This window comes from Roseomonas sp. KE0001 (assembly GCF_016107285.1).
Taxonomy (GTDB): Bacteria; Pseudomonadota; Alphaproteobacteria; order Acetobacterales; family Acetobacteraceae; genus Pseudoroseomonas.
This window is the reverse complement of the sequence record NZ_RCVQ01000005.1, coordinates 221263-246450: the sequence shown is the minus strand read 5'-3', so window position 1 is coordinate 246450 and position 25188 is coordinate 221263. Positions and strand designations below refer to the sequence as shown.

The 25188-nt window shown below is 72.2% G+C and carries 25 protein-coding genes; 15 read left to right on the top strand and 10 right to left on the bottom strand.

Features of this window, described 5'->3' with window-relative positions; genetic code table 11:
• Window positions 1-14: 14 nt before the first annotated feature.
• A complete protein-coding gene (locus D9598_RS12220; RefSeq protein WP_198366791.1) occupies window positions 15-1058 on the bottom strand; it encodes an alcohol dehydrogenase catalytic domain-containing protein in 1044 nt (347 codons plus the stop codon).
• 146 nt (window positions 1059-1204) lie between these two features.
• Here D9598_RS12220 and D9598_RS12215 point away from each other — a divergent pair, with 146 nt between their 5' ends.
• Window positions 1205-1903 carry a GntR family transcriptional regulator gene (locus D9598_RS12215; protein WP_198366790.1) on the top strand — a complete coding sequence of 233 codons (699 nt, stop codon included), beginning with the start codon at window positions 1205-1207 and terminating at the stop codon, window positions 1901-1903.
• Between the two features lie 42 nt (window positions 1904-1945).
• Here D9598_RS12215 and D9598_RS21120 read toward each other — a convergent pair whose 3' ends face one another.
• Window positions 1946-2479 (bottom strand): HU family DNA-binding protein, encoded by a 534-nt coding sequence (locus D9598_RS21120; RefSeq protein WP_232477156.1) that lies wholly within the window; start codon window positions 2477-2479, stop codon window positions 1946-1948.
• Between D9598_RS21120 and D9598_RS12205 the strand changes: the two genes are divergently transcribed.
• The 3 genes from D9598_RS12205 to D9598_RS12195 all read left to right on the top strand — a co-directional run bounded on the left by D9598_RS12205 (window position 2411) and on the right by D9598_RS12195 (window position 6183).
• The gene (locus D9598_RS12205; RefSeq protein ID WP_198366789.1) at window positions 2411-4093 is read left to right on the top strand and encodes a dihydroxyacetone kinase family protein; all 1683 of its coding nucleotides are present in this window, start codon (window positions 2411-2413) and stop codon (window positions 4091-4093) included. The genes D9598_RS21120 and D9598_RS12205 overlap by 69 nt on opposite strands.
• Before the next feature lie 140 nt (window positions 4094-4233).
• A complete protein-coding gene (locus D9598_RS12200) occupies window positions 4234-4968 on the top strand; it encodes a PRC-barrel domain-containing protein (protein ID WP_198366788.1) in 735 nt (244 codons plus the stop codon).
• A gap of 6 nt (window positions 4969-4974) precedes the next feature.
• Window positions 4975-6183, top strand: coding sequence for an MFS transporter (locus D9598_RS12195; protein ID WP_198366787.1), 1209 nt, complete (start codon window positions 4975-4977; stop codon window positions 6181-6183).
• Window positions 6184-6214: 31 nt separating this feature from the next.
• On the opposite strand, the gene D9598_RS12190 is transcribed toward D9598_RS12195, so the two are convergent.
• The 4 genes from D9598_RS12190 to D9598_RS12175 are packed head-to-tail and all read right to left on the bottom strand — an operon-like array spanning window position 6215 to window position 9847.
• Complete coding sequence (locus D9598_RS12190; RefSeq protein ID WP_198366786.1) at window positions 6215-6382, bottom strand: hypothetical protein; 168 nt, start codon at window positions 6380-6382, stop codon at window positions 6215-6217.
• Between the two features lie 59 nt (window positions 6383-6441).
• Window positions 6442-7269 carry an ABC transporter permease gene (locus D9598_RS12185; RefSeq protein WP_198366785.1) on the bottom strand — a complete coding sequence of 276 codons (828 nt, stop codon included), beginning with the start codon at window positions 7267-7269 and terminating at the stop codon, window positions 6442-6444.
• On the bottom strand, window positions 7266-8246 hold the full coding sequence (locus D9598_RS12180) for an ABC transporter permease (RefSeq protein ID WP_198366784.1): 981 nt from the start codon (window positions 8244-8246) through the stop codon (window positions 7266-7268). Before D9598_RS12180 ends, D9598_RS12185 begins: the two co-directional genes overlap by 4 nt.
• 5 nt (window positions 8247-8251) lie before the next feature.
• The gene (locus D9598_RS12175; protein ID WP_232477155.1) at window positions 8252-9847 is read right to left on the bottom strand and encodes an ABC transporter substrate-binding protein; all 1596 of its coding nucleotides are present in this window, start codon (window positions 9845-9847) and stop codon (window positions 8252-8254) included.
• 391 nt (window positions 9848-10238) lie between these two features.
• Here D9598_RS12175 and D9598_RS12170 point away from each other — a divergent pair, with 391 nt between their 5' ends.
• The 4 genes from D9598_RS12170 to D9598_RS12155 all read left to right on the top strand — a co-directional run bounded on the left by D9598_RS12170 (window position 10239) and on the right by D9598_RS12155 (window position 13280).
• A complete protein-coding gene (locus D9598_RS12170) occupies window positions 10239-10460 on the top strand; it encodes a hypothetical protein (RefSeq protein ID WP_198366782.1) in 222 nt (73 codons plus the stop codon).
• 112 nt (window positions 10461-10572) lie between these two features.
• Window positions 10573-11550, top strand: coding sequence for a tripartite tricarboxylate transporter substrate binding protein (locus D9598_RS12165; protein WP_198366781.1), 978 nt, complete (start codon window positions 10573-10575; stop codon window positions 11548-11550).
• A gap of 47 nt (window positions 11551-11597) precedes the next feature.
• Window positions 11598-12065: a DUF4440 domain-containing protein gene (locus D9598_RS12160; RefSeq protein ID WP_198366780.1), complete on the top strand. Its 468-nt coding sequence runs from the start codon at window positions 11598-11600 to the stop codon at window positions 12063-12065.
• 24 nt (window positions 12066-12089) lie between these two features.
• On the top strand, window positions 12090-13280 hold the full coding sequence (locus D9598_RS12155) for a PLP-dependent aspartate aminotransferase family protein (RefSeq protein WP_198366779.1): 1191 nt from the start codon (window positions 12090-12092) through the stop codon (window positions 13278-13280).
• A gap of 28 nt (window positions 13281-13308) precedes the next feature.
• Here D9598_RS12155 and D9598_RS12150 read toward each other — a convergent pair whose 3' ends face one another.
• Both D9598_RS12150 and D9598_RS12145 read right to left on the bottom strand, forming a co-directional pair.
• Window positions 13309-14265, bottom strand: a complete 957-nt coding sequence (locus tag D9598_RS12150; RefSeq protein ID WP_232477154.1) for an alpha/beta hydrolase — start codon at window positions 14263-14265, stop codon at window positions 13309-13311.
• 40 nt (window positions 14266-14305) lie between these two features.
• Complete coding sequence (locus D9598_RS12145) at window positions 14306-15277, bottom strand: LysR family transcriptional regulator (RefSeq protein WP_198366777.1); 972 nt, start codon at window positions 15275-15277, stop codon at window positions 14306-14308.
• A gap of 97 nt (window positions 15278-15374) precedes the next feature.
• On the opposite strand from D9598_RS12145, the gene wrbA reads away from it, so the two are divergent.
• Genes wrbA through D9598_RS12130 form a run of 3 tightly spaced genes read left to right on the top strand, consistent with a single transcriptional unit; the run spans window position 15375 to window position 17649 of the window.
• Window positions 15375-15989 carry an NAD(P)H:quinone oxidoreductase gene (wrbA, locus tag D9598_RS12140; protein WP_198366776.1) on the top strand — a complete coding sequence of 205 codons (615 nt, stop codon included), beginning with the start codon at window positions 15375-15377 and terminating at the stop codon, window positions 15987-15989.
• A gap of 56 nt (window positions 15990-16045) precedes the next feature.
• Window positions 16046-16990 carry a ring-cleaving dioxygenase gene (locus D9598_RS12135; protein ID WP_198366775.1) on the top strand — a complete coding sequence of 315 codons (945 nt, stop codon included), beginning with the start codon at window positions 16046-16048 and terminating at the stop codon, window positions 16988-16990.
• Window positions 16987-17649, top strand: coding sequence for an alpha/beta hydrolase (locus tag D9598_RS12130; protein ID WP_198366774.1), 663 nt, complete (start codon window positions 16987-16989; stop codon window positions 17647-17649). Before D9598_RS12135 ends, D9598_RS12130 begins: the two co-directional genes overlap by 4 nt.
• Window positions 17650-17657: 8 nt before the next feature.
• Here the strand turns inward: D9598_RS12130 and D9598_RS12125 are convergent, their stop codons facing one another.
• Window positions 17658-18653, bottom strand: a complete 996-nt coding sequence (locus D9598_RS12125) for a P1 family peptidase (protein ID WP_198366773.1) — start codon at window positions 18651-18653, stop codon at window positions 17658-17660.
• Between the two features lie 130 nt (window positions 18654-18783).
• Between D9598_RS12125 and D9598_RS12120 the strand changes: the two genes are divergently transcribed.
• Together D9598_RS12120 and D9598_RS12115 are read left to right on the top strand one after the other, a co-directional pair.
• A complete protein-coding gene (locus D9598_RS12120; RefSeq protein WP_198366772.1) occupies window positions 18784-19725 on the top strand; it encodes a dihydrodipicolinate synthase family protein in 942 nt (313 codons plus the stop codon).
• Window positions 19726-19913: 188 nt separating this feature from the next.
• A complete protein-coding gene (locus tag D9598_RS12115; protein ID WP_198366771.1) occupies window positions 19914-21587 on the top strand; it encodes an alpha-amylase family glycosyl hydrolase in 1674 nt (557 codons plus the stop codon).
• Between the two features lie 23 nt (window positions 21588-21610).
• Here the strand turns inward: D9598_RS12115 and D9598_RS12110 are convergent, their stop codons facing one another.
• The gene (locus tag D9598_RS12110; RefSeq protein ID WP_198366770.1) at window positions 21611-22225 is read right to left on the bottom strand and encodes a flavin reductase family protein; all 615 of its coding nucleotides are present in this window, start codon (window positions 22223-22225) and stop codon (window positions 21611-21613) included.
• A 152-nt stretch (window positions 22226-22377) separates the two neighbouring features.
• On the opposite strand from D9598_RS12110, the gene D9598_RS12105 reads away from it, so the two are divergent.
• Together D9598_RS12105 and D9598_RS12100 are read left to right on the top strand one after the other, a co-directional pair.
• A complete protein-coding gene (locus D9598_RS12105) occupies window positions 22378-23970 on the top strand; it encodes an ABC transporter substrate-binding protein (RefSeq protein ID WP_198366769.1) in 1593 nt (530 codons plus the stop codon).
• A 23-nt stretch (window positions 23971-23993) separates the two neighbouring features.
• Complete coding sequence (locus D9598_RS12100) at window positions 23994-25154, top strand: M20 aminoacylase family protein (RefSeq protein WP_198366768.1); 1161 nt, start codon at window positions 23994-23996, stop codon at window positions 25152-25154.
• Window positions 25155-25188 lie beyond the last annotated feature (34 nt).

Sequence of the window (25188 nt, the reverse complement as noted above, 5' to 3'; positions counted from 1 at the left end):
TTCTTCGCGGCTGTTCAATCCTCGTCCGGCCGCAGCAGGATCTTCACCGCATCCTTCCGCCGCGCCATCTCGAAGCCACGCGCCGCCTCGCGCAGCGGCAGGCGGTGCGTGACCATCGCCTCCAGCGCCGCGCGGTTGGCGGGATCGGCCAGCAGCGCCAGGACGCGCGGCCAGGCGTCGCGGGTCGTGTCATGCGCCGCGCGGAGCTGGTGCTTGTTGCGCACCAGCGTCGTGACCGGAACTTCCAGCGGCCGCGAATGGATGCCGGCGATCACCAGGATGCCGCTGGAGCGCAGCACCGACAGCCCCTCGGTGATGGAGGTGGTGACGCCGGTCGCCTCGATCACCCGGTCGACCGCCTCGCCGAAGACCTGCCGCACCGCCTCGGCCATCGGCGTGTCGCGCAGATCGACCCGGTGCCGGATGCCCATGCGTTCGGCGCAGGCGAGACGGAGCGCGTCGTCGAAGCCGGCCAGCAGCACGCGCGCGCCGCGAAGCTGCGCCATCCAGGCGATGCCCAGTCCGATCGGCCCCGGCCCCAGCACGAGAACCGCGTCGCCAGGCGCGATCTCGGCGACGCGCAGCGCGTTGTCGGCGATCGAGAGCGGCTCGCTCAGCGCGCCCAGCGCGACATCGACACCCGCGGGCAGGCGGAAGCAGTTGAAGGCGGGGGCGACGAGATGGGGCGCGAAGCCGCCATCGCAATGCAGGCCCAGGATGCGCCGCGCCTGGCAATCCTGCATCCGGTCCTCACGGCAGGCGCGGCACTGGCGGCAGCCGATGGTCGGCCAGGCGGTGACGGCATCGCCGATGGTGAGGCCCTGGACGCCCTCGCCCACCGCCGTGACATGGCCGGCGAACTCGTGCCCCATGGTCAGCGGCAGGTGCGGCACCATGAATTCGTAGCCCGGCGTCCATTCATAGGCATGGATGTCGCTGCCGCAGATTCCGGCGGCGGCGACGCGAATGCCGACCTCGCCCGGTCCCGGCGGCGGGGGCGGCGCCACGTCCCGCAGTTCCAGTCCTGGCCCGGCGGCCAGCTTGCGCAGGGACAGCACGCGCCTATGTCCGCGGAGCCTGCGGATGGCGCGGGCCCGTGCCGGCCCGTCCCGTCCTGGTCATCGGCAACGTCCTTCCCTGGTCATGACACTTGTTATGCGTCATTTGTTATAACAGTGAGGATGTCGCACGGGGCCTGTCAATCATGAACACGCGGTCCGTCCCGCCTGCCGCTCCCCGGCGGGAGGCGGATCCCGGCTTCACCCGGATCTCCCGCGACAGTGTGAGCGGGCAGGCCTATCAGGCCATCCGTTCGGCGCTGATGCTCAGCCGCCTGCGGCCGGGCGAGAGGCTGTTGCTGCGGCCGCTCGCGGAACAACTCGGCATCAGCGCCACCCCGGTGCGGGAAGCCCTGTTGCGCCTGGTTTCCGAGCAGGCCTTGCAACTTGACGAACGCGGCACCGTCTTCGTCCCCGTCATCGACCGCGCGCGATTCCTGGAGATCCGTTCGCTGCGCTGCAACCTGGAAGGCCAGGCCGCCGCGGCCGCGGCCTCACGGGCGGGGGCGGAGCAGATCGACCGTCTGGCCGCCATCCATGAACGGCTTGCCGCCGCCGAGGCGGAGCGGGATTTTGGCACGGCCATCCAGTCCAACGAGGCCTTCCATTCCGGTCTCTGCCGCCTGGGCGGGATGCCGGTGCTCCTCGGGCTGGTCGAGATTCTCTGGATGCAGTGCGGGCCTTTGCTCAGTCACCTGTATGACCGGGGGCCGCTGCTCTGGCCCCGTCACGGCCATCTGTCGGTGCTGGATGCCCTGCGGCGCGGCGATGCGGCCGGCGCGCGGGCCGCCGTGATCCGCGATATCGAGGAGGGCGGCCGGCCGCTGCTCGACATCCTGGCCTGAGGCGGGCCAGGATCCTGTCCCGGCCCGCCTCGGGCGTCGTCCTCAGGCCTTGGCGGCCTTGCGCTTGTTCTTCTTCAGCGCCGTGTGCGCGGCATCCTTCAGCGACGGCGAGGGCTTGAAGCGCACGGTCGCGCCGGCCTTCACGGGAACCTTCTCGCCGGTGCGGGGATTCAGCGCCGTGCGCTTCGGGGTCTCGCGCACGATGAAGGCGCCGAAATCGGGGATGGTGAAGCGCCCGGTCTGGACGATCTCGGACTTGATCGCCTCGATGATGTCGCCGGCCAGGGCATTGGCGCCGATCCCGGTGATCTCGATGGACTTCTGGATGGTATCGGCCAGGAACTTCTTCGACATGCTCTTGCCTTTCAGAGGATGCGGATAGCCAAAGCACAGGCCGCGTCCGCCGTGAAGTCCCAGATTCGCCTTTGCTGCACTGAAACCGGCTTGATGTGGCCCCGGCGCCCGCCCACCCTGGCGGTCAGCCGCGACGGGAAGGGAGCCCAGGCCGTGAAGAAGCTGATCAACGATCCGCGCCGTGTGGTACGGCAGATGCTGGAAGGGCAGGTCGCCCTGCATCCCGGTCAGGCCCTGCTGGCCGGGGAGGATGTGGTTCTGCGCGCCGAGATCCCGCCGCCCGCCGCGCGGCGCGTCGCCGTGCTGTCCGGCGGCGGCGCCGGGCACGAGCCGGCCCATGCGGGCTATGTCGGCGAGGGGTTGCTGGATGCCGCCATCGCCGGGGACGTCTTCACCTCCCCCAGCACCGATGCGGTGCTGAGCGGCATCCGTGCCGTCGCCGGCCCGGCGGGCGCCGTGCTGGTCGTCAAGAACTACACCGGGGACCGGTTGAACTTCGGCCTGGCCGCCGAGCTGGCGCGGGCGGAGGGCATTCCCTGCGAGATCGTCGTCGTGGCCGACGATGTCGCGCTGCGCGACACCGTGCCGCCGGAGCGGCGGCGCGGCATCGCCGGCACGGTGCTGATCCACAAGATCGCCGGCGCCGCCGCGGCGCGCGGCCTGCCGCTCGGCGAGGTGGCCGGCATGGCGCGGGCGGCGGCGGAGAATCTCGGCAGCATGGGCGTGGCGCTCGGGGCCTGCACCGTTCCCGCGGCCGGCCGGCCAGGCTTCACGCTGGAGGAGGACGCGGTCGAGCTCGGCCTTGGCATCCATGGCGAGCAGGGCGTCTGCCGGGCGCCGTTGCAGCCGGCCGATACCCTGGTCGACACCCTGCTGGACAGCATCCTGACCGATCTCGGGCTGCGCGCCGGCGAGTCCGCGGCGCTGCTGGTCAACGGCCTGGGCGGCACGCCGCCGATGGAACTGGCGATCGTGGCGCGCCATGCCCTGGCCCGGTTGCGGCGGGAGGGGATCGAGGTGCCGCGGGCCTGGTGCGGCAACTATCTCACCGCGATCGAGATGCCGGGCTGCTCGCTGAGCCTGCTGCGGCTGGATGCCGATCGCCTGGCGCTGCTGGATGCGCCGGGGCACGCCCCGGCCTGGCTGGCCGATGGCCGCGTCGCGGAACCGCGTATCCTGCCCGCGCTGCCCTCGCCAGCGCCGCGCGAGGCCACGGCGCCCGGATCGCTCGCGCCCGCGCTGCGGGGCGGGATGGAGCGCGTCGCCGCCGCGCTGGAGAAGGCCGAGGCTGAGTTGACCGCGCTCGACAGCGCCGCGGGCGACGGCGATCTCGGCCTCAGCATGGCGCGGGGGGCCGCCGCGCTGCGCGCCCTGCCGGAGACGGCCTTCGCCACCCCGGCCACCGGCCTGGCCCATATGGGGGAGGCGCTGCGCCGGGCCATCGCCGGCAGTTCCGGCCCCTTCTACGCCGTGGCCCTGCTGCGCGCCGCGCGGCGGCTGGAGGGCCGCGAGGCGCCGGATGCCGCGGACTGGGCCGCGGCCTTCCGGGAGGCGGTCGAGGCCATCGCCGCGCTGGGAGGCGCCCGGCCGGGGGACCGGACCATGCTGGATGCCCTGCACCCGGCCGCCGAGGCCTTCTCCGACGCGACGGCGCGCGGCTCCGGCCTGCGGGATGCCTGGGGCGAGGCGGTGGCCGCCGCCGAGGCCGGCCTGCAGGCCACCGCCACCATGCAGCCGCGGCTGGGCCGCGCCGCCTATCTGGGCGATCGCGCCCGGGGCCAGCCGGATGCCGGAGCGGCCGGGGTGCTGGTCTGGATGCGGGCCCTGGCGCGATGAGCGGCAGGCCCGGGGCGATTTCCCGCTGGAGCCTGTTCAACCGGGGAGAGGTGCCGCCGTTATCGGTACGGCCCGTGCCGCCGCAGCCCCATCGGGCGGCGGCGGCCGGGCGAAACCGCCTCGCCCCGGGAAGCTCCCTGATGCACGACCTCTCCCCCACCCTGGCCCGGCCTCTCGCGGCGGCCTCGCTGCCCGCCCTGCTGCTGCTGGCGGCCCTGCCGGTACAGGCCCAGGTCGCGGCACCGGCGCAGCCTCAGGGGCAGGAGCAATCCCGGGAGCGGGCCCCGGCAGAGGGACAGGCCCAGCCCACGGCGCCGGAGGAGGCCCCCGCCACGCCGCCCGCCCAGCCGCAGCCGCAGCCGCAGCCGCAGCCGCAATCCAGCCAGCCGGGCGCGCCGCCCGCTGAGGGGGAGGCGCTGCCTCTGGCGGGGCGGGAGATGGTGGGGAAGGGGGAGATGCTGCGCATCCTCGGGCAGGATGTGAAGGGCGTCAGCGGCATCGTGGTCGGCCAGCTGGTCAATGTCCTCGTCACGCCGGAGGGGCAGCCCCGCGCCGCCGTGCTGGACTATGGCGGCTTCCTGGGGGTCGGGCGGCGGCGCATCGCCGTCGCCTGGTCGACCCTCCGCTTCACCGAGAAGGGCATCCAGTTCACCCTCAGCCGCGACCAGCTGCGCGGCTTCCCCGATTTCCGCGATGGCGAGGACGTGGCCATCGCCACCGCTCCGCCGCCCCCCGCGCCGGGCGGCGCGGCGCCGCCGGGTAACGCTCCCACTGGCGCCACGCCCTCGCAGGACGCGGCCCCTCCCGCAGCGCCGCCGGCCGCCACGCCGCCACCACAGACCAGTCCAGCGGAGCCCGGTGGCAGGCCGGGCTGACGCGCCATGGCGAGCAAAGCCAGCCTGCGGGGTCTCGACGGTCTGAACTTCTTCATGGCGAATGTTCAGACCGGCTTCGGCCCCTTCGTCGCCGTCTATCTCACCACGCAGGCCTGGACCGAGGTCGAGATCGGCTTCGCGCTCAGCCTCGGCACGCTGACCACCATGCTCAGCCAGGTCCCCGCCGGGGCCCTGGTCGATGCCACCCGGCACAAGCGGCGCGCGGCGGCGCTGGCGCTGCTGGGCATCGCCGCCTCCGCGGTGCTGCTCGCCGCCTGGCCGGCCACGCTGCCGGTGCTGCTGTCCGAGATCCTGCACGGGGTGGCAAGTTGCGTGCTGACGCCGGCGATCGCCGCCATCAGCCTCGCATTGGTCGGCCGACAGGCGCTGGGCGAGCGGCTCGGGCGCAATGCCCGCTTCGCCTCGCTCGGCGGCGCCGTCGCGGCGGGCGGCATGGGGCTGATCGGCACCTATCTCTCCAGCGCCGCGGTCTTCTGGATGACCGCGGCGCTGACCGTGCCCAGCCTGATCTCCCTCGCCTTCATCCGGGAGCGGGACATGGCGGCCGCCATCGCCGCCGCGCAGTCCAGCAGCGGCGAGCGCTCGCGGATCTGGCCCCTGCTGCAGCAGCGCGGCGTCTTCATCTTCGCCGCCTGCGCCATGCTCTTCACGCTCTCCAACGCCGCCATGCTGCCGCTCGCCGGCAGCATGGCCACCCGGCACGCCGGCGACGAGGCCAACCTGATCATCGCGGCGAGCATCGTGGTGCCGCAGCTCGTGGTGGCCGCGATCTCGCCCTGGGTCGGCCGGGTGGCGGAGCTGCGGGGCCGGCGGATCGTGCTGATCATCGGCTTCGCCATGCTGCCCCTGCGCGGCCTCCTGCTGGCGCTGGTCGATCAGCCGGCCGGGCTGGTCTTCATCCAGGCGCTGGACGGCATCAGCGCCGCCGCGCTCGGCGTCATGCTGCCGCTGATCGCCTCCGACCTGACGCGCGGCACCAACCATTTCAATCTCTGCATGGGCATCTTCGGCCTGGCCGTCGGGGTCGGCGGGACGCTGAGCACGACGATGGCCGGCCTGGTGGCGGTCTGGATCGGGTCGGGCGCGGCTTTCGCTCTGCTGGCGGTGATCGGCCTGCTCTGCACCCTCCTCGCCTGGCTCGCCATGCCCGAGACCCGCGAGGAAATTCCGGCCGGAGCCGTGGCGGCCGGCTGAGGGGGGGGGCGGATCGCCCGCCCCCGCCCGCTCACTTCCCCTTCTGGTTCTTCAGCAGGTTGCCCTGCTCCCCCGGACCCGTCGTCTTGTCGCCCGGGCGCGTGGTCTCCGCGTCCTTGGTGCTGTGACCGGTCATCATCCCGGTCAACTTGCCGAGCTTCGGCGCATCCTTGGGCGGTGTCTTCGGATCGTCGGCCATGCCGGTGCTCCTTTCTGCGGTGACCGGGGATCAACCGGCGCGGCACAGGCAGGGTTGCCTCAGCCCTCCCGGCGAGGGTCCAGGATGTCGTCCACCACGTCGCCCAGCAGGTTCAGCCCCAGCACCGCCAGGGCCAGGGCCACGCCCGGCACCGCGGCCATGTACCAGTGGGTGCGGAGCGCCTCGCGCCCAGCGCCGATCATCGAGCCCCAGCTCACCAGGTTGGGATCGGAGAGGCCGAGGAAGGAGAGCCCCGCCTCGGTTAGCATGGCGGTGGCCATCAGCACCGAGGCGGTGACCAGGATCGGCGACAGGGCGTTCGGCAGCACATGGGCCAGCAGCAGGCGGCTGCTGGAGGCGCCGCAGCAGAGCGCGGCATCGACGAAGTCGCGCGCCCGCACCGCCATGACCTCGGCCCGCGCCAGCCGGGCGATGCCCGGCCAGGAGGTGAGGCCGATCGCCAGGATGACATGACCGATGGACGGTCCCAGCACCGCCACCACGGCGATGGCGAAGAGGAAGGGCGGCATGGTCTGGAACACCTCGGTCAGCCGCATCAGCAGCATCTCCGCCCGGCCGCCGAGGAAGCCGGCGAGCGCACCGACTGCCGTGCCGATGGTGAGCGACACCGCCGCCGCCGAGAGCCCCACCAGCAGCGAGACGCGGGCGCCGTGGAAGATGCCGCTCGCCAGGTCGCGCCCCATCAGGTCGGTGCCGAGCCAGTAGTCCGGGTCCTGGCCGGGCCAGAGGCTGGGCGTGGCGACCATGTCCAGCGGGTCGTCGGGGTAGAGCCAGGGCGCGGCCAGCGCCATGGCGCCGAGCCCCAGCACCAGCAGCAGGCCGATCAGCCCGCGCGGGGTGAGCAGCAGCCTCCACCCCCGGCTCATGCCGCGCGCACCCGCGGGTCGGCCAGGCCATAGAGCAGATCGACCAGGAAGTTCACCAGCACCACCGTGACCGAGCTGGCCAGCACGATGCCGAGCAGCAGGTTGAGGTCGCGCCGCAGGATGGCGTCGAAGGCGAGGCGCCCGAGGCCAGGCCAGGAGAAGACCGTCTCCACCAGCACGCCGCCGCCGATCAGCGCGCCGGCCTGCAGTCCCACCATGGTCAGCACCGGCAGCAGGGCGTTGCGGCCGGCATGCACCGCATCGACCTGCCAGGGCGAGAGGCCCTTGGCGCGGGCGGTGCGGACATAGTCCTGCTTCAGCGCCGTGAGCATCGAGGCGCGCATCAGCCGGGCATAGAGCGCGGCGTAGAAGAGCGAGAGGGTGCAGACCGGCAGCACCATGTGCCGCGCCGTGTCCAGCGCCAGGGCGAGGCCGGACAGATCGGCGCCGGGGTCGCGCATGCCGCCCACCGGCAGCCACTGCAGCCGGACGCCGAACAGCACGATGCCCATCAGCCCGACCCAGAAGAGCGGCGTCGCATAGGCCAGCAGCACGCCGGCCGAGATGATCCCGTCGAGCCAGCTTCCCGCGCGCCGCGCGGCGAGGCCGCCGAGCAGCATGCCGCTGCCGGAGGCGAGCAGGATGGCGGGCACCATCAGCAGCAGCGTCGCCGGCAGGCGCTCCAGGATCAGCGTCAGCACCGGCAGGCCAAGGCGGTGGGAATGGCCGAGATCGCCGGTGACGACATTGCCGAGATAGTGCAGGAACTGCATCCAGACGGGCTGGTCGAGGCCGAAGCGGGCGCGCAGCTCCGCCATCATCTCCGGCGTCGCCGCGCCCTGTTCGCCGGCCAGCACATCGGCCAGATCGCCGGGCGCCGCCTGCATCAGCAGGAAGTTCACCAGCACCACCCCGAACAGCACCGGCACCGCCTGCACCAGCCGCCGTGCGGCCAGCCAGGCCACGCCGCCCGCCATGCCGCTCAGCCCTCCAGCCAGGCGTGCTTGAGGGAGGAGTAGGCGGCGTCCGGCCCCGTGGCCACGTCGCGCAGGGTCTTGGCGTGCACGGTGAAGAAGTGCAGCTCGATCAGCGGCAGGTTGGGCAGGTCGGTCGCCGCCAGCGCCTGCATCTCGCGGAACAGGCGGGCGCGCTCGGCCGGGTCCACGGCGCGCTGCGCCGCCTCGATCACCTGGTCCATCTCCGGATTGCTGTAGCCCGAGGCATTGGTCCAGGGCGTGCCCTTGTTGATCGCCTTCGACCAGAACAGCCGCTGCACGCCGATCTGAGGATCGGAGAAGGACGAGGCCCAGGAGCTGGAGATGTCGAACTCGTAGTCCGTGAAGACACGGCGCAGGTAGCTCGGCGTGTCCTGGCTGCGCAGTGTCAGGTCGATACCGACGCGGCGCAGCGCCTGCCGCACATACTCGCCCGTGCGGCGGTAGTCATCGCCATAGGGCAGGTAGTCGTGGCTAAGGGCGAAGCGCATGCCGTCCGCGCCACGACGGAAGCCGGCCTCGTCCAGCAGCGCCTCGGCCTTCTTCACGTCGAAGGGATACTTCGGCACGTCCGGATTGTGGAACCGCGTCAGGCTGGACGGCACCGTCGAGACCGCCGGCTTGCCGAAGCCGTGCCAGACGGTCTTGGCGATGATGTCGCGATTGATGGCATGGGCGATCGCCTGCCGCACCCGGCGGTCCTTGAGCTCCGGCTTGCGCAGGTTGAACTCGAGGAACAGCCAGGGCGAGATCCATTCGTAGCCCCGTGTCTCGACGGCGAGGCCGGGCAGGGCGCGCAGCCGCGCCACGTCGCTCAGCGGCACCGGGCTGTAGGGGGCGTACTGCGCCTGCCCGGTCTCCAGCAGGGCCGCGCGCGCCGCCGCGTCGGGGACGATGCGGAAGACGATGCGGTCGAGATAGGGCTTGCCCTCATCCCAGTAGTCCGGGTTGCGCTCCAGGATGATGTGCTCGCCGCGCACCCATTCCCGGAAGCGGAAGGGGCCGGTGCCGACCGGCTTCAGGTTGGCCGGGTTGGCCAGGGCATCGCCGCCCGCATAGATGTGCCTGGGCAGGATCTGCGCCTCATAGGCGTTGAGCGCGCTCAGGATCACCGGCGAGGGTTGCCGCAGGCGCAGCGTGACGGTCAGCGGGTCCGGCGTCTCGACGGCCTCGACGGCGGCGAAGGTGGCGCGACCGCGCGGATGGATCTTCCGCCAGATCTCCTCCAGCGAGAACTTGACGTCCTCCGCGGTGAAGTCCTGGCCGTCATGCCACTTCACGCCCGGCCGCAGGCGGAAGGTGAGCGAGAGACCGTCCGCCGCCAGCGTCCAGCTCTGCGCCAGGCAGGGCTTCAGCGACATGTCCCAGTCGTAGGTGAAGAGGCCGTCGAAGATATTGGTCGAGACCACGCCGGTCGGCGCGCCCGCGTTCAGCGCCGAGACCAGGATCGGCGGCTCGGGCTGCACGATGGCGGTCAGCGTGCCACCGCGGCGCGGCGTGGCGGCGGGCTGGGCGAGCGCCATACGGGAGGGAATTCCAAGGGTGGCGGCGCCCAGGCCGGCGAGCAGGAGGCGGCGGGACATGGCGGGAGGGATCATGGCTTCTGCTCCGCGAGCGGCGAGGGGGGCGGACTATATTCAACGGAATCCGGTCGTCAAACCGCGAAACGCGCATGTCTGGACGCCGAAGCGGCACCTGCACCGATAATTAGCGAGTGAAAATGGTAATAGGGTTTGCAAACCCTATTCGATTGTGTTGAATATGCCCCGTGTTCACCGGGCGGGTCACGCCGCCCCGCGGGGATTTGACCCATGCAGCTTGCACCGCGTCACCAAACGCTAAAGCGCCTTCCATGCTCCGCCTGCGGCGGGACGGGACGGCAGCAGACCTGCCGAATGCGTTGTCGGCGCTGAGCGCCGCCGCATCCCCCTCCCCATCGCAGGAGCCGCCACGACCGGCGGCCGGAGATATCCCATGATCGCTTCCCGTCCCGTCGATGTCGGCGGCCGCTTCGTCGGCGTCGTCGTCGCGTCCCATGACGCCTGGTTCTTCAAGGCCATCGATCCGATCGTCGACGATCTCGATGGTGGCCGCTTCGCCAGCCCCGCCGAGGCGGGCCGGGTGGCCCGGCTGGTGATCGAGCGCCAGCAGAGGGCCCGTCTGGTCCGGGCCCTGCCGGCTCGCCACGCCGCCTGACGGCCTCGCTTCGACGAAGGGCCCTTGGCGAAAGGCTCTTTTCCCGGCGGGGGCGGCGCGTGCAGGATATCGGCACGCCAGTCCTCGCCGCGCTTTCCGCCGAGGAGATGACATGAAACGACGTACCCTGCTGCAGACCGCGGGAGGGGTGGCCCTGGCCGGCCTTTCCGCGCCCGCCCTCCATGCCGAGGGGCGCTGGCCCAACCGGCCGCTCCGCATGATCGTGCCCTACACCCCCGGCGCGGCCACCGACGCCATGGCGCGGCTCGCCGCCCAGAAGCTGCAGGAACGCCTGGGGGTCGGCGTCGTGGTGGAGAACCGCTCGGGCGGCAGCGGCACGCTGGGGGCCGGGCTGGTCCTGCAGGCCCCGGCCGATGGCTATACCATCATGGGATCGGCCTCGATCCATCCCGTGGCGCGGCAGGTGATGAAGGCGGTGCCCTACGATCCGGTCGCCGATTTCCAGCCGATCGCCCGCACGGCGCGCGGACCCTGCGTGCTGGTGCAGGACAGGCGGTTGCCGCAGCAGACCCTGGCCGAGACCATCGCCGCCGCCCGGGCCGAGCCGGCGCGGTGGAGCTTCGCCACCTCCTCCCTCGGCGCCGCCGGGCATCTCGCCTCGATCGAGTTCAACCGCCTCGCGGGCACCAGCATCGAGATCGTGCCCTATCGCGGTTCGGCGCCGGCGCTGACCGATGTCGCCGCCGGCAATGTCCAGCTGATGTTCGACCCGGCCCTGGCCACGCTGCCGCTGATCCGCGACGGGCAGGTGCGCGGCCTTGGCATCGCGACGCCGGCGCGCACCGAGCTGGCGCCCGAATTGCCGACCCTGGCGGAATCGGGGCTGCCCGGCTTCACCTTCTATTCCTGGTACGGGGTCTGGGCGCCGCGTGGCGTCCCGCGCGAGATCGCCCTGCAGCTCAACGCCGCCATCCTCGATGGCATGCATGAGCCGGAGACGGTCCGGCGCCTCGCCGGCCAGGGGTTCGAGCCGGTGCGGGAATCCATCGACGAGGTGGAGCGCTTCATCGCGGCCGATGTGGCGCGCAGCGCCGAGCTGCTGCGGATTGCCAATTTCGAGCCTGTGTAGTCCTCTGCGGACCCTGCTTCCCGGCCCTCCCCTTCAGGAACCTTCGCATGCCCGTTCAGGCCACCGCCGCCGTCGACCCCGCCGACCATGAGAAGGTCCGCGACTGGTTCCGTGAACTGTCCGAGCATGTGCGCGCGGTGGACTTCGCCGCGGCGCGCCACCTCTTCGCCGAGGACTTCCTCGCCTTCGGCACCTTCACCGATTTCGTCAGCGGCCAGGCGGAAACCGAGGCGAACCAGTGGCGCAGGGTGTGGGGCACGATCGACGGCTTCACCTACCGGCTCGACGGGGTGCGGTCGATCGTCTCGCCGGACCGTCTCTTCGCCATCGGCCTGGGCATCTGGGATTCCACCGGATACCACCCCGACGGCACGCCGTTCGACCGGCCGGGCCGCACCACCGTCTCCCTGGCGCGGGAGACGGTGGACGCGCCCTGGGTGGCGACGCATACCCATATGTCGCTCTTCCGCGGCACGCCCGATGTATCGCATGGCGACAGGCCGGCGAAGAGCTGAGGCGCATCCGGCAGGGAGGCCCGCATGACGCGCCCCGCCACTCTGGCCATCCACGCCGCCGCGCCGCCGCGCGCGGCGGGATCGCCGGTCACGCCGCCGCTGGTCGCCGCCACCAGCTTCCACACCGATCCTGACGCGGTGGGCTTCTCCGCCCAGGATCTCGGTGAATCCGCGCCGCATTTCTACACGCGCTGGGGCAATCCGACCGTGGCGCTGCTGGAACAGCGCCTGGCCGCGCTGGAAGGCGGGGAGGCGGGGCTCGCCTTCGCCAGCGGCATGGCGGCCGCGACCGGCCTGTTCCTGCACCGGCTGCAGCCGGGCGCGCATCTGCTGCTCAGCGATGTCTGCTACGCCGGCGTCGCCGAATTCGCGCTCGATACGCTGGCGCGCTACGGCGTGGCGGTCAGCAGCGTAGACATGTCGGACCTCGACGCCGTGGCGGCGGCGATGCGGCCGCAGACCCGGCTGCTGCATGCCGAGGTGCCGGCCAACCCGATCCTGCGCCTGGCCGACATCGCGGCGCTGGCGGAGATCGCGCATCGCGGCGGCGCCGAGCTGTCGGTCGATTCCACCATGGCGACCCCGATCGCCACGCGGCCCCTCGCCCTCGGCGCCGACTGGGTGATCCATTCCCTGACCAAGTATGCCTGCGGCCATGGCGACGCGCTGGGCGGCGCGGTGATCGGCCGCGCCGCGCCGGTCGATGCGCTCCGCAAGGACGCCCTGATCCATTACGGCGGCGCCATCAGCCCCTTCGCCGCCTGGCTGATCCTGCGCGGGCTGGAGACGCTGCCGGCCCGCATGGCGCTGCATGAGAGCAATGCCCGCGCGGTCGCGCAGTTCCTGGAGGGGCATCCCCGTATCGGCAAGGTCTACTGGCCCGGGCTGGGGAGCCATCCGCAGCACGCGCTGGCGCGGCGGCAGATGCGCAATTTCTCAGGCATGGTCAGCTTCACCGCGCCGCAGGACAAGGCCCTGGCGCGGCGCTTCGCGGAACGGCTGCGCGTCGTCACCTACGCGGTCTCGCTCGGCAAGACGCAGAGCCTGCTCTTCCATATTCCCAGCGAGGACATCCTGCGCTCCTCCTTCCGGCTGGAGGGCGCGCGGGCCGAGGCCTACCGCGCCTGGACGGGAAGCGGCACCTTCCGCCTCTCGGTGGGACTCGAGGATTCCGCGGATCTGATCGAGGACCTGGCGCGGGCGCTGGAAGGGTAAGGAAGCGAGGCCGCGGCGCCCGACCCTTTCACCCGGCCCGCAGCCTCTCCTTCAGCGCCGCCACCACCTCGCGCCGCGCCGCGTTCGCCTGGGTCAGCAGCGCCGTCTGCCCGATGAAGCCGTGCGGCATGCCCTCATAGACGGTGAGTCTGTGCTCGACGCCCGCCTCCTGCAGGCGGTTGGCGAGATTCAGGCTGTCGTCCAGCAGGGGATCGAGCGCGGCGGCCTGCAGCAGCAGCGGCGGCAGTCCGGCGAGCCGCGCGTGCAGCGGCGCGGCGCCGGCATCCCGCCGCAGCGCCGGATCGGGGAGGTATTGCGACCAGAACCAGTTCAGCTTGGCGGTGGACAGGCCGAAGCGGCCGTCGCCACGCTCCCGGTGCGAGGGCGTGTCGTGCTCCGCCGAGAGCATGCCATAGACGAGGATGCCGAGCCTCGGCCCGGCCTCGCCGGTGTCGCGCAGCCGCAGCAGAGCGTTGAGCGCCAGGTTGCCGCCGGCGGAATCGCCTCCGACGGCGAGCCGGCTGCCGTCGATGCCGAAACCGCCGGCCGCGTCGCGCAGCCAGCGCAGCGCCGCCAGCACCTGCCCGATGGCGGTGGGATAGGGATGCTCCGGCGCCAGCGCGTATTCGAGACCGACGACGACGACGCCCGCCTCGTCGGCGATCTCGCGCTTCCAGCGGTCGAGGCTGTCGAGATCGCCCACCGCGAAACCGCCGCCATGGATGTGCAGATAGGCCGGCAGCGGCCCGTCCTGGCGCGGGCGGTAGAGGCGCAGTCGCAAGGGCGGGCTGGTGCCGTCCAGCCGGTGCTCGACGGTCTCCACGGCCGGCCCGCCCTGGTTCAGGAACCGCTGGTAGGCCCGCGTCGCCGCGCGCGCCTCCGCGATCGGCTGGGTCAGCACGTCGCCGTTGCTGACGCCGGCCTCCTTCAGGCGGCCCTGGGCGACGGCCAGCTCCGCATCGGGCTTCAGGACGGGTGCGATCATCGGCATCTCCCTGGATCTGCGCCGCGTGAGGGAATCCGGCTTACACCGCGCCTTCGGCGCTGCCCAGGAGGGGCGGCGCGCGGAAGGGTTCGTCCCAGGCGAAAGGCTCGCGGATGGCCTCGGCGAGATGGTCGATCAGCCGCCGCACCTTGAGCGGCAGGGCGGGGGTGGGTGGCCAGACCAGCTGGATGTCGTCCGACACCGGCGTCCAGCCGGGGATATGGACCGGGATGAGCCGCCCCTGCCGCACCCGGTCGGCGACCAGGAACGTGGGCAGGACGATCAGCCCGAGGCCGGCGCAGGCCGCGTCCATCAGCGCCTCGCCCGTATTGGCCGTGAGCCGGCCGCGCAGCACCAGGGAGCGCTCCTCGCCCTCTGGCGCCGCGCTGCGGGCGAAGCGCCAGAGGTGGCCGGCGGCGATATTGGCGTAGCCCAGGCAGGAGTGCTGGGCGAGCGCCTCCAGCCGGTCCGGCAGGCCGTGCTGCGCCGCGTAATCGGGACTGCAGCAGAGCGCCCGGTGGCTGCGGCCGAGGCGGCGGCTGCGCAGCGCGGAATCCACCAGCCTGCCGGTGCGGAGCGCCAGGTCGTGGCCGCCGCCCAGAAGATCGACATGCCGGTCGTCGAGATCGAGGGCGACCTCGACATGCGGCCATTGCCGCATGAAGCCGGCGATCACGGGGCCGAGGCTCAGGGCGCCGCCGCCGAAGCTGAGCGGGGCGGCCAGACGGATCAGCCCGCGCAGGGCGCCCGACTGCGCCATCACGTCGTCGGCGACGGTGTCGAGCTGCGCCAGCACCGCGCGCGCCCGTTCCGCCAGCAGGGCGCCGGTCTCGGTGGGCGTCATCTGGCGCGGCGCCCGGTTCAGCAACTTGGTCGAGAGCTGCAACTCGAGCTGCGCGATGCGTTTGCTCACCACGGATTTGGCGAGGCCGAGACGGGCGGCGGCGGCGGTGACGGTGCCGCTGTCCACCACCTGCAGGAAGGTTGCCAGGGCTTCGATATCCGGCCGCATCGTTTCCATCTAACGAACGATGGGTTTCCCATCAACCGCTTGAGTGCGACGCCGCGCGAACGCACCTTGGGACCACAGCGAGAAAGGGTTCTCCCGCATGAGCAAGATCCTGGTCCTTTACTACTCCTCATACGGCCATATCGAGACCATGGCGCAGGCCGTGGCCGAGGGTGCCCGCCAGGTGGCGGGGACCGAGGTGGTGATCAAGCGCGTGCCGGAGACGGCGCCGGAGGAGGTCGCGAAGGCGGCCCACTTCAAGCTCGACCAGGCGGCGCCGATCGCGACCGTGGCCGAGCTGCCAGACTATGACGCCATCATCCTCGGCACGCCCACCCGCTTCGGCCGCATGGCCTCGCAGATGGCGAGCTTCCTCGACCAGACCGGCGGGCTGTGGTTCCAGGACAAGCTGGTGGGCAAGGTCGGCTCGGTCTTCACCTCCACCGCCAGCCAGCATGGCGGGCAGGAGACCACGCTGGTCTCCAACATGGTCAACCTGCTGCACTACGGCATGGTCGTGGTCGGGCTGCCCTACAGCGAGAAGCGGCTGACCGACATCACCGCGGTGAACGGCGGCACGCCCTACGGCGCCACCACCATCGCCAATGGCGACGGCTCGCGCCAGCCGAGCGAGGCCGAGCTGGAGATGGCGAAGTTCCAGGGCCGCCATGTCGCCGAGGTGACCAACGCGCTGGTGAAGGGCCGCGCCGGATAGCCGACCCGTCCGGGGGCGCAGCCGCGTCCCCGGAACCTCAGGACAGGAGGACTGCCATGCAGCTCCACGGGATCCATCACCTGACCGCCGTCTCGGCCGATGCGCCGGGCAACCACGACTTCTACACCCGCGTGCTGGGCATGCGCCTGGTGAAGAAGACGGTGAACCAGGACGACACCAGCGCCTATCATCTCTTCTACGCCGATGGCATCGCCTCGCCCGGCAGCGACCTCACCTTCTTCGACTGGCCGGCCCCGCCCGAGCGGCGCGGCACCGGCAGCATCGTCCGGACCGCGCTGCGCGTCTCCGGCGAGGCGGCCCTGCGGGCCTGGGCGAAGCGGCTCGAGGCGGCGGGCGTGCGCGCCGGGCCGCTGGGCGAGTTCGACGGCCGGCTGCGGATCGAGTTCGAGGACCCGGAGGGCCAACGGCTCACCCTGCTGGACGATGGCGGCGCCGGGGAGGCCCACCCCTGGGCGAAGAGCCCGGTGCCGGCGGCGGAGCAGATCCGTGGCCTCGGCCCGATCACCATCAGCGTGCCGGACCTGCGGCGCTCCGAGCCCTTCCTGACGGAGGTGCTGCAGATGCGGCGCGGCCGCGCCTACCGGACCGGGGACACCCAGCCGGTGGAGGTGCAGGTCTTCGAGATGGGCGAGGGCGGCCCCGCGGCGGAGCTTCACGTCCGCGTCGAGCCGCACCTGCCGCGCGCGACGCCGGGAGCCGGCGGGGTGCATCACGTCGCCTTCCGGGTGCGTGACGAGGAATATGGCTACTGGGTCGATCGCTACACCAAGCTCGGCCTGCGCTCCTCGGGGCCGGTGGACCGCTTCTGGTTCCGCAGCCTCTACGTGCGGGAGCCCTCGGGCATTCTCTATGAGCTGGCGACGGACGGTCCGGGCTTCGCGACCGACGAGCCGATGGACCGGCTGGGCGAGACCCTCTCCCTGCCGCCCTTCCTGGAGCCGCAGCGCGCCGCCATCGAGCGGGGGCTGAAGCCGCTATGAGCGGCGGGACGGGGCTGCTGGCCGGCGGCACGGGGCCGCATGCCAACCGGCCGGTGGCTCTGGCCGGAGCTCCCCTGGCCAGCGCCGCCGCGGCGCTGATCCTGGTGCACGGGCGCGGCGGCGGGCCGGAGGACATGCTGGCATTGGGGCGGGAGCTGGCGCCGCCGGGCATGGCGCTGCTGGCGCCGGAGGCGGCGGGCCACAGCTGGTATCCCCACCGCTTCATCGAGCCCACGGCGCGCAACGAGCCCTGGCTCTCCTCGGCGCTCTCGGTCCTGGCGGACGTGCTGCCGCGGACGGGCCTGCCACCGGAGAAGGTGGCGGTCCTGGGCTTCTCCCAGGGAGCCTGCCTGGCGCTGGAATTCCTCGCCCGCCGCCGGGCCCCGCTCGGCGCCGCCATCGGCTTCAGCGGCGGGCTGATCGGCGACCGGCTCGGCCCGGTGCCGAGCGAGGAGGTGCTGGCCGGAATGCCGGTCCTGCTCGGCTGCAGCCGGCTCGATCCGCATATCCCGGAGCGCCGGGTGCTGGAGACGGAGGCGCATCTGCGGGGCCTGGGCGCCGCCGTGACCACGCGCCTCTATCCCGGCGGCTTCCACGGGGTGAACCAGGAGGAGGCGGCGCTGGCCCGGACCCTGCTCGCGACGCTCACCGCCGGCTGAGCCGGCCCTCAGCGCCCATGCCCGGCGAACCTGTCCGCCCAGGCCGGCAGGGCGCCGGGATAGGGCAGGGCGGCGGCGGCATGGACGCCGCGGGCGATGGCGCGGGCCATCACCGCCGTCGCCACCTGGCCCAGCACGGTGAGATTGCCCGCCGGGCGCGCCCCCGTGGCGGCCGCGAAGACCGTGTCGCCGTCATTCGGCCCATGGGCCGGCAGCAGGGCGCGCGCCAGCCCGTCATCCGCCATGACGGCCAGCCGGTGCAGCTGCGCCTTGGTGAGCGTGGCATCGGTGACGATGGCGCCGATGGTCGTGGCCGTGCCGGTGCCGCCCTTCAGCCGTGGCGCCAGCTGGCCCGGGGAGAGGCGCGGCGGCAGGCCCAGCCCGCCGAACTCGTCACCCTGCTCGAAGGGCGCGGCCCAGAACCAGGGGCCGTCGCCCACCAGCGGATTGCCCACTGCGTTCACCGCGACGATGGCGCCGACCCGTGTGCCGTCGGGCGCGAGGGCGCTGGCCGAGCCGAGCCCGCCCTTGACGGTGGCCGTGGTCGCGCCGGTGCCGGCTCCCACCGTGCCCAGCGCGAAGGCGCCGGGCCGCGCCGCGCGCGCCGCCTGGTAGCCCATCTCCAGATAGGGGCTGAGCCGGCCCCAGTCCTTGTCGCCGCCATTGACGAGGTCGAAGAGGATGGCCTGCGGCGCCAGCGGGATGAGGGCGCCGGCGAAGCGCTGGCCACGCCCGGCCTCGCGCAGCGCCGCCTGCACGCCGCCCGCCGCGTCCAGCCCGAAGGTCGAGCCGCCGGAGAGGACGAAGCCGTCCACCCGCTCCATCGAGGCCTCCGTGCTCAGCAGCGCCACGTCGCGCGAGCCGGGCGCGCCGCCGGAGACGCGGGCCGCGGCGACCGCCGGCTCGTCGAACAGGATGGCGGTGACGCCGGAGCCGAGGCGCAGGTCGGTGGCATGGCCGACGCTCACGCCCGGGATGTCGGTCAGCAGGTTCAGGGCGCACATGCGGCGAGGATGCCCGAGGCCACCCGCCTCGCCAAGCCGGCGCGCAGGCCTGCCGGAACCCTGGCTTGAGCGGTTTGCGGCGCGCGGCTTCTTCGCTAAAGCAGGGCGAGCATAGGCCGGAGGATTCATCATGCCGCTCGATCACACCGCACGGGGCGTCTATCCCATCGCGCCCACGCCCTTCGATGCCGGGGGCCGCATCGACTATGCCTCCGTGGACCGCATGACCGACTTCTATCGCGAGGTCGGCAGCACCGGCATGACGGTGCTCGGCGTGATGGGCGAGGCGCCGAAGCTGGACGGCGCCGAGGGGCTGGAACTGGCCACCCGCTTCGTGCGGCGCGCCGAGGGCCTGCCGGTGATCGTCGGCGTCTCCGCGCCCGGCTTCGCGGCGATGCGGGGCCTGGCGCGCGGCGCGATGGATGCCGGCGCCGCCGGGGTGATGATCGCGCCTCCCAACACGCTGCGGACCGACGACCAGATCGTCACCTACTACCGCCAGGCGGTGGAGGCGATCGGCGAGGACGTCCCCTTCGTCATCCAGGACTTCCCCCTGACCTTCTCGGTGGTGATGACGCCCGGCGTGATCCGCCGCATCGTGCAGGACAATCCCTCCTGCGTCATGCTGAAGCACGAGGACTGGCCGGGCCTCGAGAAGATCTCGACGCTGCGGGGCTTCCAGGCGGACGGCTCGATGCGTCCGGTCTCGATCCTCTGCGGCAATGGCGGGATGTTCCTCGACTTCGAGGTGGAGCGCGGCGCCGACGGCGCCATGACCGGCTACGCCTTCCCCGACATGCTGGTCGATCTGGTGCGGCTGCAGGCCGAGGGCCAGCGCGACGCGGCGCATGACCTGTTCGACGCCCACCTGCCGCTGCTGCGCTACGAGCAGCAGCCCGGCGTCGGCCTCGGCATCCGCAAGTATCTGATGGCGCGGCGCGGCATCATCGCCTCCGACGCGCAGCGCAAGCCCGGCGCGCCGATCAGCCCGAAGGCGAAGGCCGAGGTCGAGTATCTCCTGGCCCGCCTCGCCCGGACGGATGCGCGCGCCGGCAAGCTGGTCCCGGTCTGAGCCCAAAGGGGGGCGCGGACACCGTGCCCCCGCGCCTGTCACAGCCAAGCCACAGTCCGGGCACATCTCTGCCGCGAGGCGCTGATCCCTTCTGCACGTCGGTTGATCCTGTGTTACGCCTGTCATCACGAAATCGCGAGTGATGCTGGGCGAGCCAGGGCGCCGCCGGACAGGAAGTGGAGCAGGCAATGGTCGCAGGCGCGGACTGGTGGCGTGGCGCGGTTCTCTATCAGGTCTATCCGCGCAGCTTCGCCGACAGCAACGGCGACGGGGTGGGCGACCTGCCGGGCATCACCGCCCGGCTGGACCATATCGCCCGCCTGGGTGTGGACGCGGTCTGGATCTGCCCCTTCTACGCCTCGCCGGGGCGGGATTTCGGCTATGACATCGCCGACCATCTGGCCGTCGATCCGCAGTTCGGCACGCTGGCGGATTTCGACGAGCTGCTGCGCCAGGCCCATGCGCGCGGGCTGAAGGTGCTGCTGGATCTGGTGGGCGGCCATACCTCGGACCAGCATCCCTGGTTCCAGCGCAGCCGCGCGCGCCGCGACGCGCCGGAGGCGGACTGGTATGTCTGGGCCGATCCGAGCCCCGACGGCACCCCGCCCAACAACTGGCTGAGCGTGTTCGGCGGCGCCGCCTGGAGCTGGGAACCGCGGCGACGGCAGTACTACCTGCATCACTTCCTCTCCTCCCAGCCCGCCCTCAATCTGGCCAATCCGGCGGCGCTCGAGGCGGTGCTGGCGGTGGGTGAGTTCTGGCTCCGGCGCGGGGTGGACGGCTTCCGTCTCGATGCCATCGACTTCCTGGCGCACGACCCGGCGCTGCGCGGCAACCCCGCCCGGCCCCCCGCCGACGGACAGGTGCCCGCCAAGCTCTTCGGCCTGCAGGAGCACCGGCACGACATGATGGATGCATCCATCATGCCGATCCTGCGCCGCATCCGCGCCCTGACCGACCGCTATCCCGGCACCACGACGCTGGGCGAGGTCTCCAGCCAGGACGGCGCCTTCGCCCGCGTCCGCCGCTACAGCGCGGGCGAGGACCATCTCCACATGGCCTATACGCTGCGCCCGCTGCGCGGCGGCTTCGACCACGCGACGGTGCGCGACCTGCTGCGCGAATCGGCGGGGGAAGGTGAGGAGGGCTGGCCCTGCTGGTCCTTCTCCAACCACGATGTCGAGCGCGCCGTCAGCCGCTGGAATCCCGACCGGCCGGCGGCACCCGATCCGCGCTTCGCCCGGCTGCTCGCCGCGCTGCTGCTGTCCCTGCGCGGCAGTGTCTGCCTCTACCAGGGCGAGGAGCTGGGCCTGACCGAGGCGGAGCTGACCCTGGAGCAGCTCCGCGACCCCTTCGGACTGTGCTACTGGCCGGAATTCCGTGGCCGCGACGGCAGCCGCACGCCCATGCCCTGGCGGGCGGCGGCGCCGCAGGCCGGCTTCACCACCGGCCAGCCCTGGCTGCCGGTGCCGGCCGGGCACCATGCCCTGGCGGTCGACCGGCAGGAGGCCGAGGAGGGCAGCCTTCTGCGGGTCTGGCGGCGCCTGCTGCGCCTGCGCCGCGCGCATCCGGCGCTGGTGCGCGGCAGCCTGCGGCCGCTCGACCTGCCGCGGCCCCTGGCGGGGCTGGTGCGGGACTATGCCGGGCAGCGCATCCTGGCCCTGTTCAACCTCTCCGGCGAAGCCGCCTTGACGGTGCTGCCGATGCCGGGCGGGGCGAGGATGCTGCCGGAGGCGGCGGGCCTCGGTGGCCGCATCCAGGGCGATACCGCCCTGCTGGCGCCCTTCGGCGTGGTGCTGGCGGAGCTGGAGACCAGCGACCGGACCGTGCCGCGGCGGGCGGCGCGCCTGATCCGCGCCTGAAGGTCGGCTCAGCCCGCGTCGGCTCAGGCGGTCGGTCGCAGCATCTCGAAGAGATGCGTGACCTCGGCATAGTCGCCGCGATAGCCGCAACGGGCGACCGGCTGCGCGGCGGCCGTGTCGAACCGGCCGTCCCGGAGGTACTCCCGGCGGATATGCACGCCCACCACCTGACCGATCGCCATGAAGCCGTCGAGCAGGCGGCCCTCGACATCCCGCAGCTGCAGCACCTGCAGCAGCTTGCATTCCAGCGCCGCCGGGGCGAGGGCGACGCGTGGCGGGGCCACCTGGCTCGAGGGCGCGGCCTCCAGCCCGGCGCGGATCATCTCGTTCTCGCCGGGCGGCAGGGGGGCGCAGGTCTCGTTCATCGCCCCGGCCAGGGCACGGCTGGCGAAGTTGCAGACGAACTCGCCGGTGGCCTCGACATTGCGGAGGCTGTCCTTGCGGCCCTCGCTACCGAAGGCCACCACCGGCGGATTGGTGTGGAAGCCGTTGAAGAAGCTGTAGGGGGCGAGATTGACCCGGCCCTCGGCATCGACCGTGCTGATCCAGCCGATCGGCCGCGGCGCCAGGATCGCCTTGAATGGGTCGTGCGGCAGGCCGTGGCCCTGGCGCGGGTCGTAGAAGTAGGTGTCGTCCATGGCATCGGCTCCTTCCGGCGGGGTCGTCCGGGCGCAGCAAGCCAGGGGATCGGCGGCCTGTCGAGGACCTCCGCCTTGTCGGGCGGGCCGGCAGGGTGTTTCCTGGCGGCCCCGGCCCCTCGGGCCGACCGCCCCCGGAGACAGGAGCCTTCATGGACCGTCGCAGCCTTCTCGCCGGTGCCGCAGCCACCGCCGTCGCGGCCTCCCTGCCGCGCCCGGCCTTGAGCCAGCCCGCCTCGGCGCGGTTGCTGAGATATGTTCCCCAGGCCGACCTGACGGTCACCGATCCGGTGCTGACCACCGCCTATATCACCCGCACGCACGGGCTGATGATCTACGACCAGCTCTACGGGCTCGACGCGCAGCTGCGCCCGCAGCCGCAGATGGTCGAGGGGCACAGCGTCGAGGAGGACGGGCGCCGCTGGACCTTCCGCCTGCGCGAGGGGCTGCTGTTCCACGATGGCGAGCCGGTGCGCGGCCGCGACTGCATCGCCTCGATCCGGCGCTGGGCGCAGCGGGATTCGCTCGGCCAGGCGCTGATGGCGCGCACCGACGAGATGTCGGCGCCCGACGACCGCAGCTTCGTCATCCGGCTCAAGCGCCCCTATGGCGCCATGCTCGACACCCTGGCCAAGGTCGGCCCGCCGGCCCCGCTGATCATGCCGGAGCGGCTGGCCAGCGCCGATGCCAGCACCGCCGTCACCGAGATCGTCGGCTCCGGGCCCTTCCGATGGAAGGCGGATGAGCGCGTCGTCGGCGCCCGTGTGGTCTATGAGCGGTTCGATCGATACCGCCCGCGCGAGGCGGGCACCCCGTCCTGGGCGGCGGGGCCGAAGCGGGTGCATTTCGACCGGGTGGAATGGCACGTCATGCCCGATCCCGGCACCGCCACCTCCGCCCTGACGAATGGCGAGGTGGACTGGTGGGAGAACCCGACCAACGACCTGCTGCCGATCCTGGAGCGCAACCGCAACATCCGCACCCAGGTCTCGACACCGCTCGGCACGCTTGGCACCGGCATCTTCAACCATTTGCATCCGCCCTTCGACAAGCCGGCGGTGCGCCGCGCCGTGCTGGGCGCCATCAACCAGCAGGACTTCATGATCGCCGCCGCCGGGACCGACCCGGCGCTGTGGCGCGCGCCGGTCGGTGTCTTCACGCCCGAGACGCCGATGGCGACGCGCGCTTCGCTCGATGTCTTCGGTACGCCGCCGGGGCTGGAGCGCTCCCGCAAGGCCCTGGCCGAGGGAGGCTACAACGGCGAGCGCGTGGTGCTGATGGCGCCGTCGGACCAGCCGGTGCTGGCCGCGCTGGGCGAGGTCTGCAACGACCTGCTGAAGCGCCTCGGCATGAACGTGCAGTTCGAGGTGATGGACTGGGGCACCCTGGTGCAGCGCCGGGCCAGCAAGGCGCCGCCGGGCCAGGGCGGATGGTCGATGTTCAACACCACCTGGTCCGGGCTCGACATGATCAATCCGGTCGTGACGCAAGTGCTGCGCGCCGGGGGCGCGCGCGGCTATTTCGGCTGGCCCGACATCCCGCGCCTGGAGGAGCTGCGCGAAGCGTGGCTGGAGGCGCCCGACCTCGCCGCGCAGCAGGGCATCGCCAGGGAGATCCAGGCCGTGACGATGCGTGAGGTTCCCTTCCTGCCGCTCGGCCAGTACTTCTACAAGACGGCCTATCGCAGTCATCTGACCGACCTGGTCGAAGGCCTTTTCGTCTTCTGGAACATCCGGCGCGCCTGACCTCGCGCCACAGGAATCCCGCCATGCCCGTACTCGACCATATCCGCCGCTATCAGGATGAGTTGACCGCCATCCGCCAGGATCTGCACCGGCATCCGGAGCTGGGTATGGAGGAGCGGCGCACGGCGGAGATCGTGGCGCGCAAGCTGGAGGAGTATGGCGTCGACGAGGTGCATCGCGGTGTCGGCGGCACCGGCGTGGTCGGCGTGCTGCGGGCGGGGCAGGGGAACCGGGCGGTGGGGCTGCGCGCCGACATGGACGCCCTGCCGATGCAGGAACTGACCGGCCTGCCCTATGCCAGCGAGGCGCCGGGCCGCATGCATGCCTGCGGCCATGACGGCCACACCGCCATGCTGCTGGGTGCCGCGAAGTACCTGGCCGAGACGCGCGACTTCCACGGCACGGTCAACCTGATCTTCCAGCCGGGCGAGGAGGGCTGCGGCGGCGCTCTGGCGATGCTGCAGGACGGGCTGCTGGACCGCTTCCCCTGCGACACCCTCTACGGCATGCACAACGCGACCGGCCTGGATGTCGGCCGCTACGCGATCGGTTCCGGCCCCTTCATGGCGGGCGGCGCCTTCTTCGACATCACCGTGCACGGCAAGGGCTCGCACGGCGCGCGTCCCGAAGCCAGCATCGATCCCGTGCTGACCGCCTGCCATATCGCGACGGCGCTGCAATCCATCGTCGCGCGCAACCTCTCCCCGCGCGACACGGCGGTGGTGAGCGTCACCCGGGTGACGGGTGGCGATGCCTACAACGTGATCCCGCAGAGCGCCGTGCTTTCCGGCACCGCCCGCTTCTTCCGGCAGGAGGTGGCCGAGCAGATCCAGGCCGCGATGCGCCGCGTGGCGGAAGGTGTCGCGACCGGCTTCGGCGCCCGGGCGGAGCTCGACTTCCGGCTGATCTTCGCGCCCCTCAACAACGACCCGGAGGCGACGACGGCGCTGGCCGATGCGGCCGCGGAGCTGGTGGGCGAGGAGGCTGTCAAGCGCGACCGCGACCCGGTGATGGGTTCGGAGGATTTCAGCTTCATGCTGGAGAAGGCGCCGGGCGCCTATATTCATGTCGGCAACGGCCCGGGGGCGGCGGCGCACAATCCGCACTACAACTTCAACGACGAGGCGATCCCCTACGGCGCCTCGCTCTATGCACGGATCGTCGAGCGCAGCCTGCGCGGCTGAGGCGGAGCCCGCGCCGGGCCTTCCATCGGATCGG

Excerpts from the sequence above, each read along its gene's own strand:
- D9598_RS12145 (WP_198366777.1), bottom strand. The coding sequence starts at position 15,277 with ATGCGGCCGGATATCGAAGCCCTGGCAACCTTCCTGCAGGTGGTGGAC.
- D9598_RS12155 (WP_198366779.1), top strand. The coding sequence starts at position 12,090 with ATGACGCGCCCCGCCACTCTGGCCATCCACGCCGCCGCGCCGCCGCGC.
- D9598_RS12120 (WP_198366772.1), top strand. The coding sequence starts at position 18,784 with ATGCCGCTCGATCACACCGCACGGGGCGTCTATCCCATCGCGCCCACG.
- D9598_RS12200 (WP_198366788.1), top strand. The coding sequence starts at position 4,234 with ATGCACGACCTCTCCCCCACCCTGGCCCGGCCTCTCGCGGCGGCCTCG.
- D9598_RS12105 (WP_198366769.1), top strand. The coding sequence starts at position 22,378 with ATGGACCGTCGCAGCCTTCTCGCCGGTGCCGCAGCCACCGCCGTCGCG.
- D9598_RS12115 (WP_198366771.1), top strand. The coding sequence starts at position 19,914 with ATGGTCGCAGGCGCGGACTGGTGGCGTGGCGCGGTTCTCTATCAGGTC.
- D9598_RS12130 (WP_198366774.1), top strand. The coding sequence starts at position 16,987 with ATGAGCGGCGGGACGGGGCTGCTGGCCGGCGGCACGGGGCCGCATGCC.
- D9598_RS12170 (WP_198366782.1), top strand. The coding sequence starts at position 10,239 with ATGATCGCTTCCCGTCCCGTCGATGTCGGCGGCCGCTTCGTCGGCGTC.
- D9598_RS12135 (WP_198366775.1), top strand. The coding sequence starts at position 16,046 with ATGCAGCTCCACGGGATCCATCACCTGACCGCCGTCTCGGCCGATGCG.
- D9598_RS12185 (WP_198366785.1), bottom strand. The coding sequence starts at position 7,269 with ATGAGCCGGGGGTGGAGGCTGCTGCTCACCCCGCGCGGGCTGATCGGC.
- D9598_RS12190 (WP_198366786.1), bottom strand. The coding sequence starts at position 6,382 with ATGGCCGACGATCCGAAGACACCGCCCAAGGATGCGCCGAAGCTCGGC.
- D9598_RS12150 (WP_232477154.1), bottom strand. The coding sequence starts at position 14,265 with ATGATCGCACCCGTCCTGAAGCCCGATGCGGAGCTGGCCGTCGCCCAG.
- D9598_RS12110 (WP_198366770.1), bottom strand. The coding sequence starts at position 22,225 with ATGGACGACACCTACTTCTACGACCCGCGCCAGGGCCACGGCCTGCCG.
- D9598_RS12175 (WP_232477155.1), bottom strand. The coding sequence starts at position 9,847 with ATGTCCCGCCGCCTCCTGCTCGCCGGCCTGGGCGCCGCCACCCTTGGA.
- D9598_RS12125 (WP_198366773.1), bottom strand. The coding sequence starts at position 18,653 with ATGTGCGCCCTGAACCTGCTGACCGACATCCCGGGCGTGAGCGTCGGC.
- D9598_RS12215 (WP_198366790.1), top strand. The coding sequence starts at position 1,205 with ATGAACACGCGGTCCGTCCCGCCTGCCGCTCCCCGGCGGGAGGCGGAT.
- D9598_RS12165 (WP_198366781.1), top strand. The coding sequence starts at position 10,573 with ATGAAACGACGTACCCTGCTGCAGACCGCGGGAGGGGTGGCCCTGGCC.
- D9598_RS12160 (WP_198366780.1), top strand. The coding sequence starts at position 11,598 with ATGCCCGTTCAGGCCACCGCCGCCGTCGACCCCGCCGACCATGAGAAG.
- D9598_RS12180 (WP_198366784.1), bottom strand. The coding sequence starts at position 8,246 with ATGGCGGGCGGCGTGGCCTGGCTGGCCGCACGGCGGCTGGTGCAGGCG.
- D9598_RS21120 (WP_232477156.1), bottom strand. The coding sequence starts at position 2,479 with ATGCAGGGCGACCTGCCCTTCCAGCATCTGCCGTACCACACGGCGCGG.
- D9598_RS12100 (WP_198366768.1), top strand. The coding sequence starts at position 23,994 with ATGCCCGTACTCGACCATATCCGCCGCTATCAGGATGAGTTGACCGCC.
- D9598_RS12195 (WP_198366787.1), top strand. The coding sequence starts at position 4,975 with ATGGCGAGCAAAGCCAGCCTGCGGGGTCTCGACGGTCTGAACTTCTTC.
- wrbA (WP_198366776.1), top strand. The coding sequence starts at position 15,375 with ATGAGCAAGATCCTGGTCCTTTACTACTCCTCATACGGCCATATCGAG.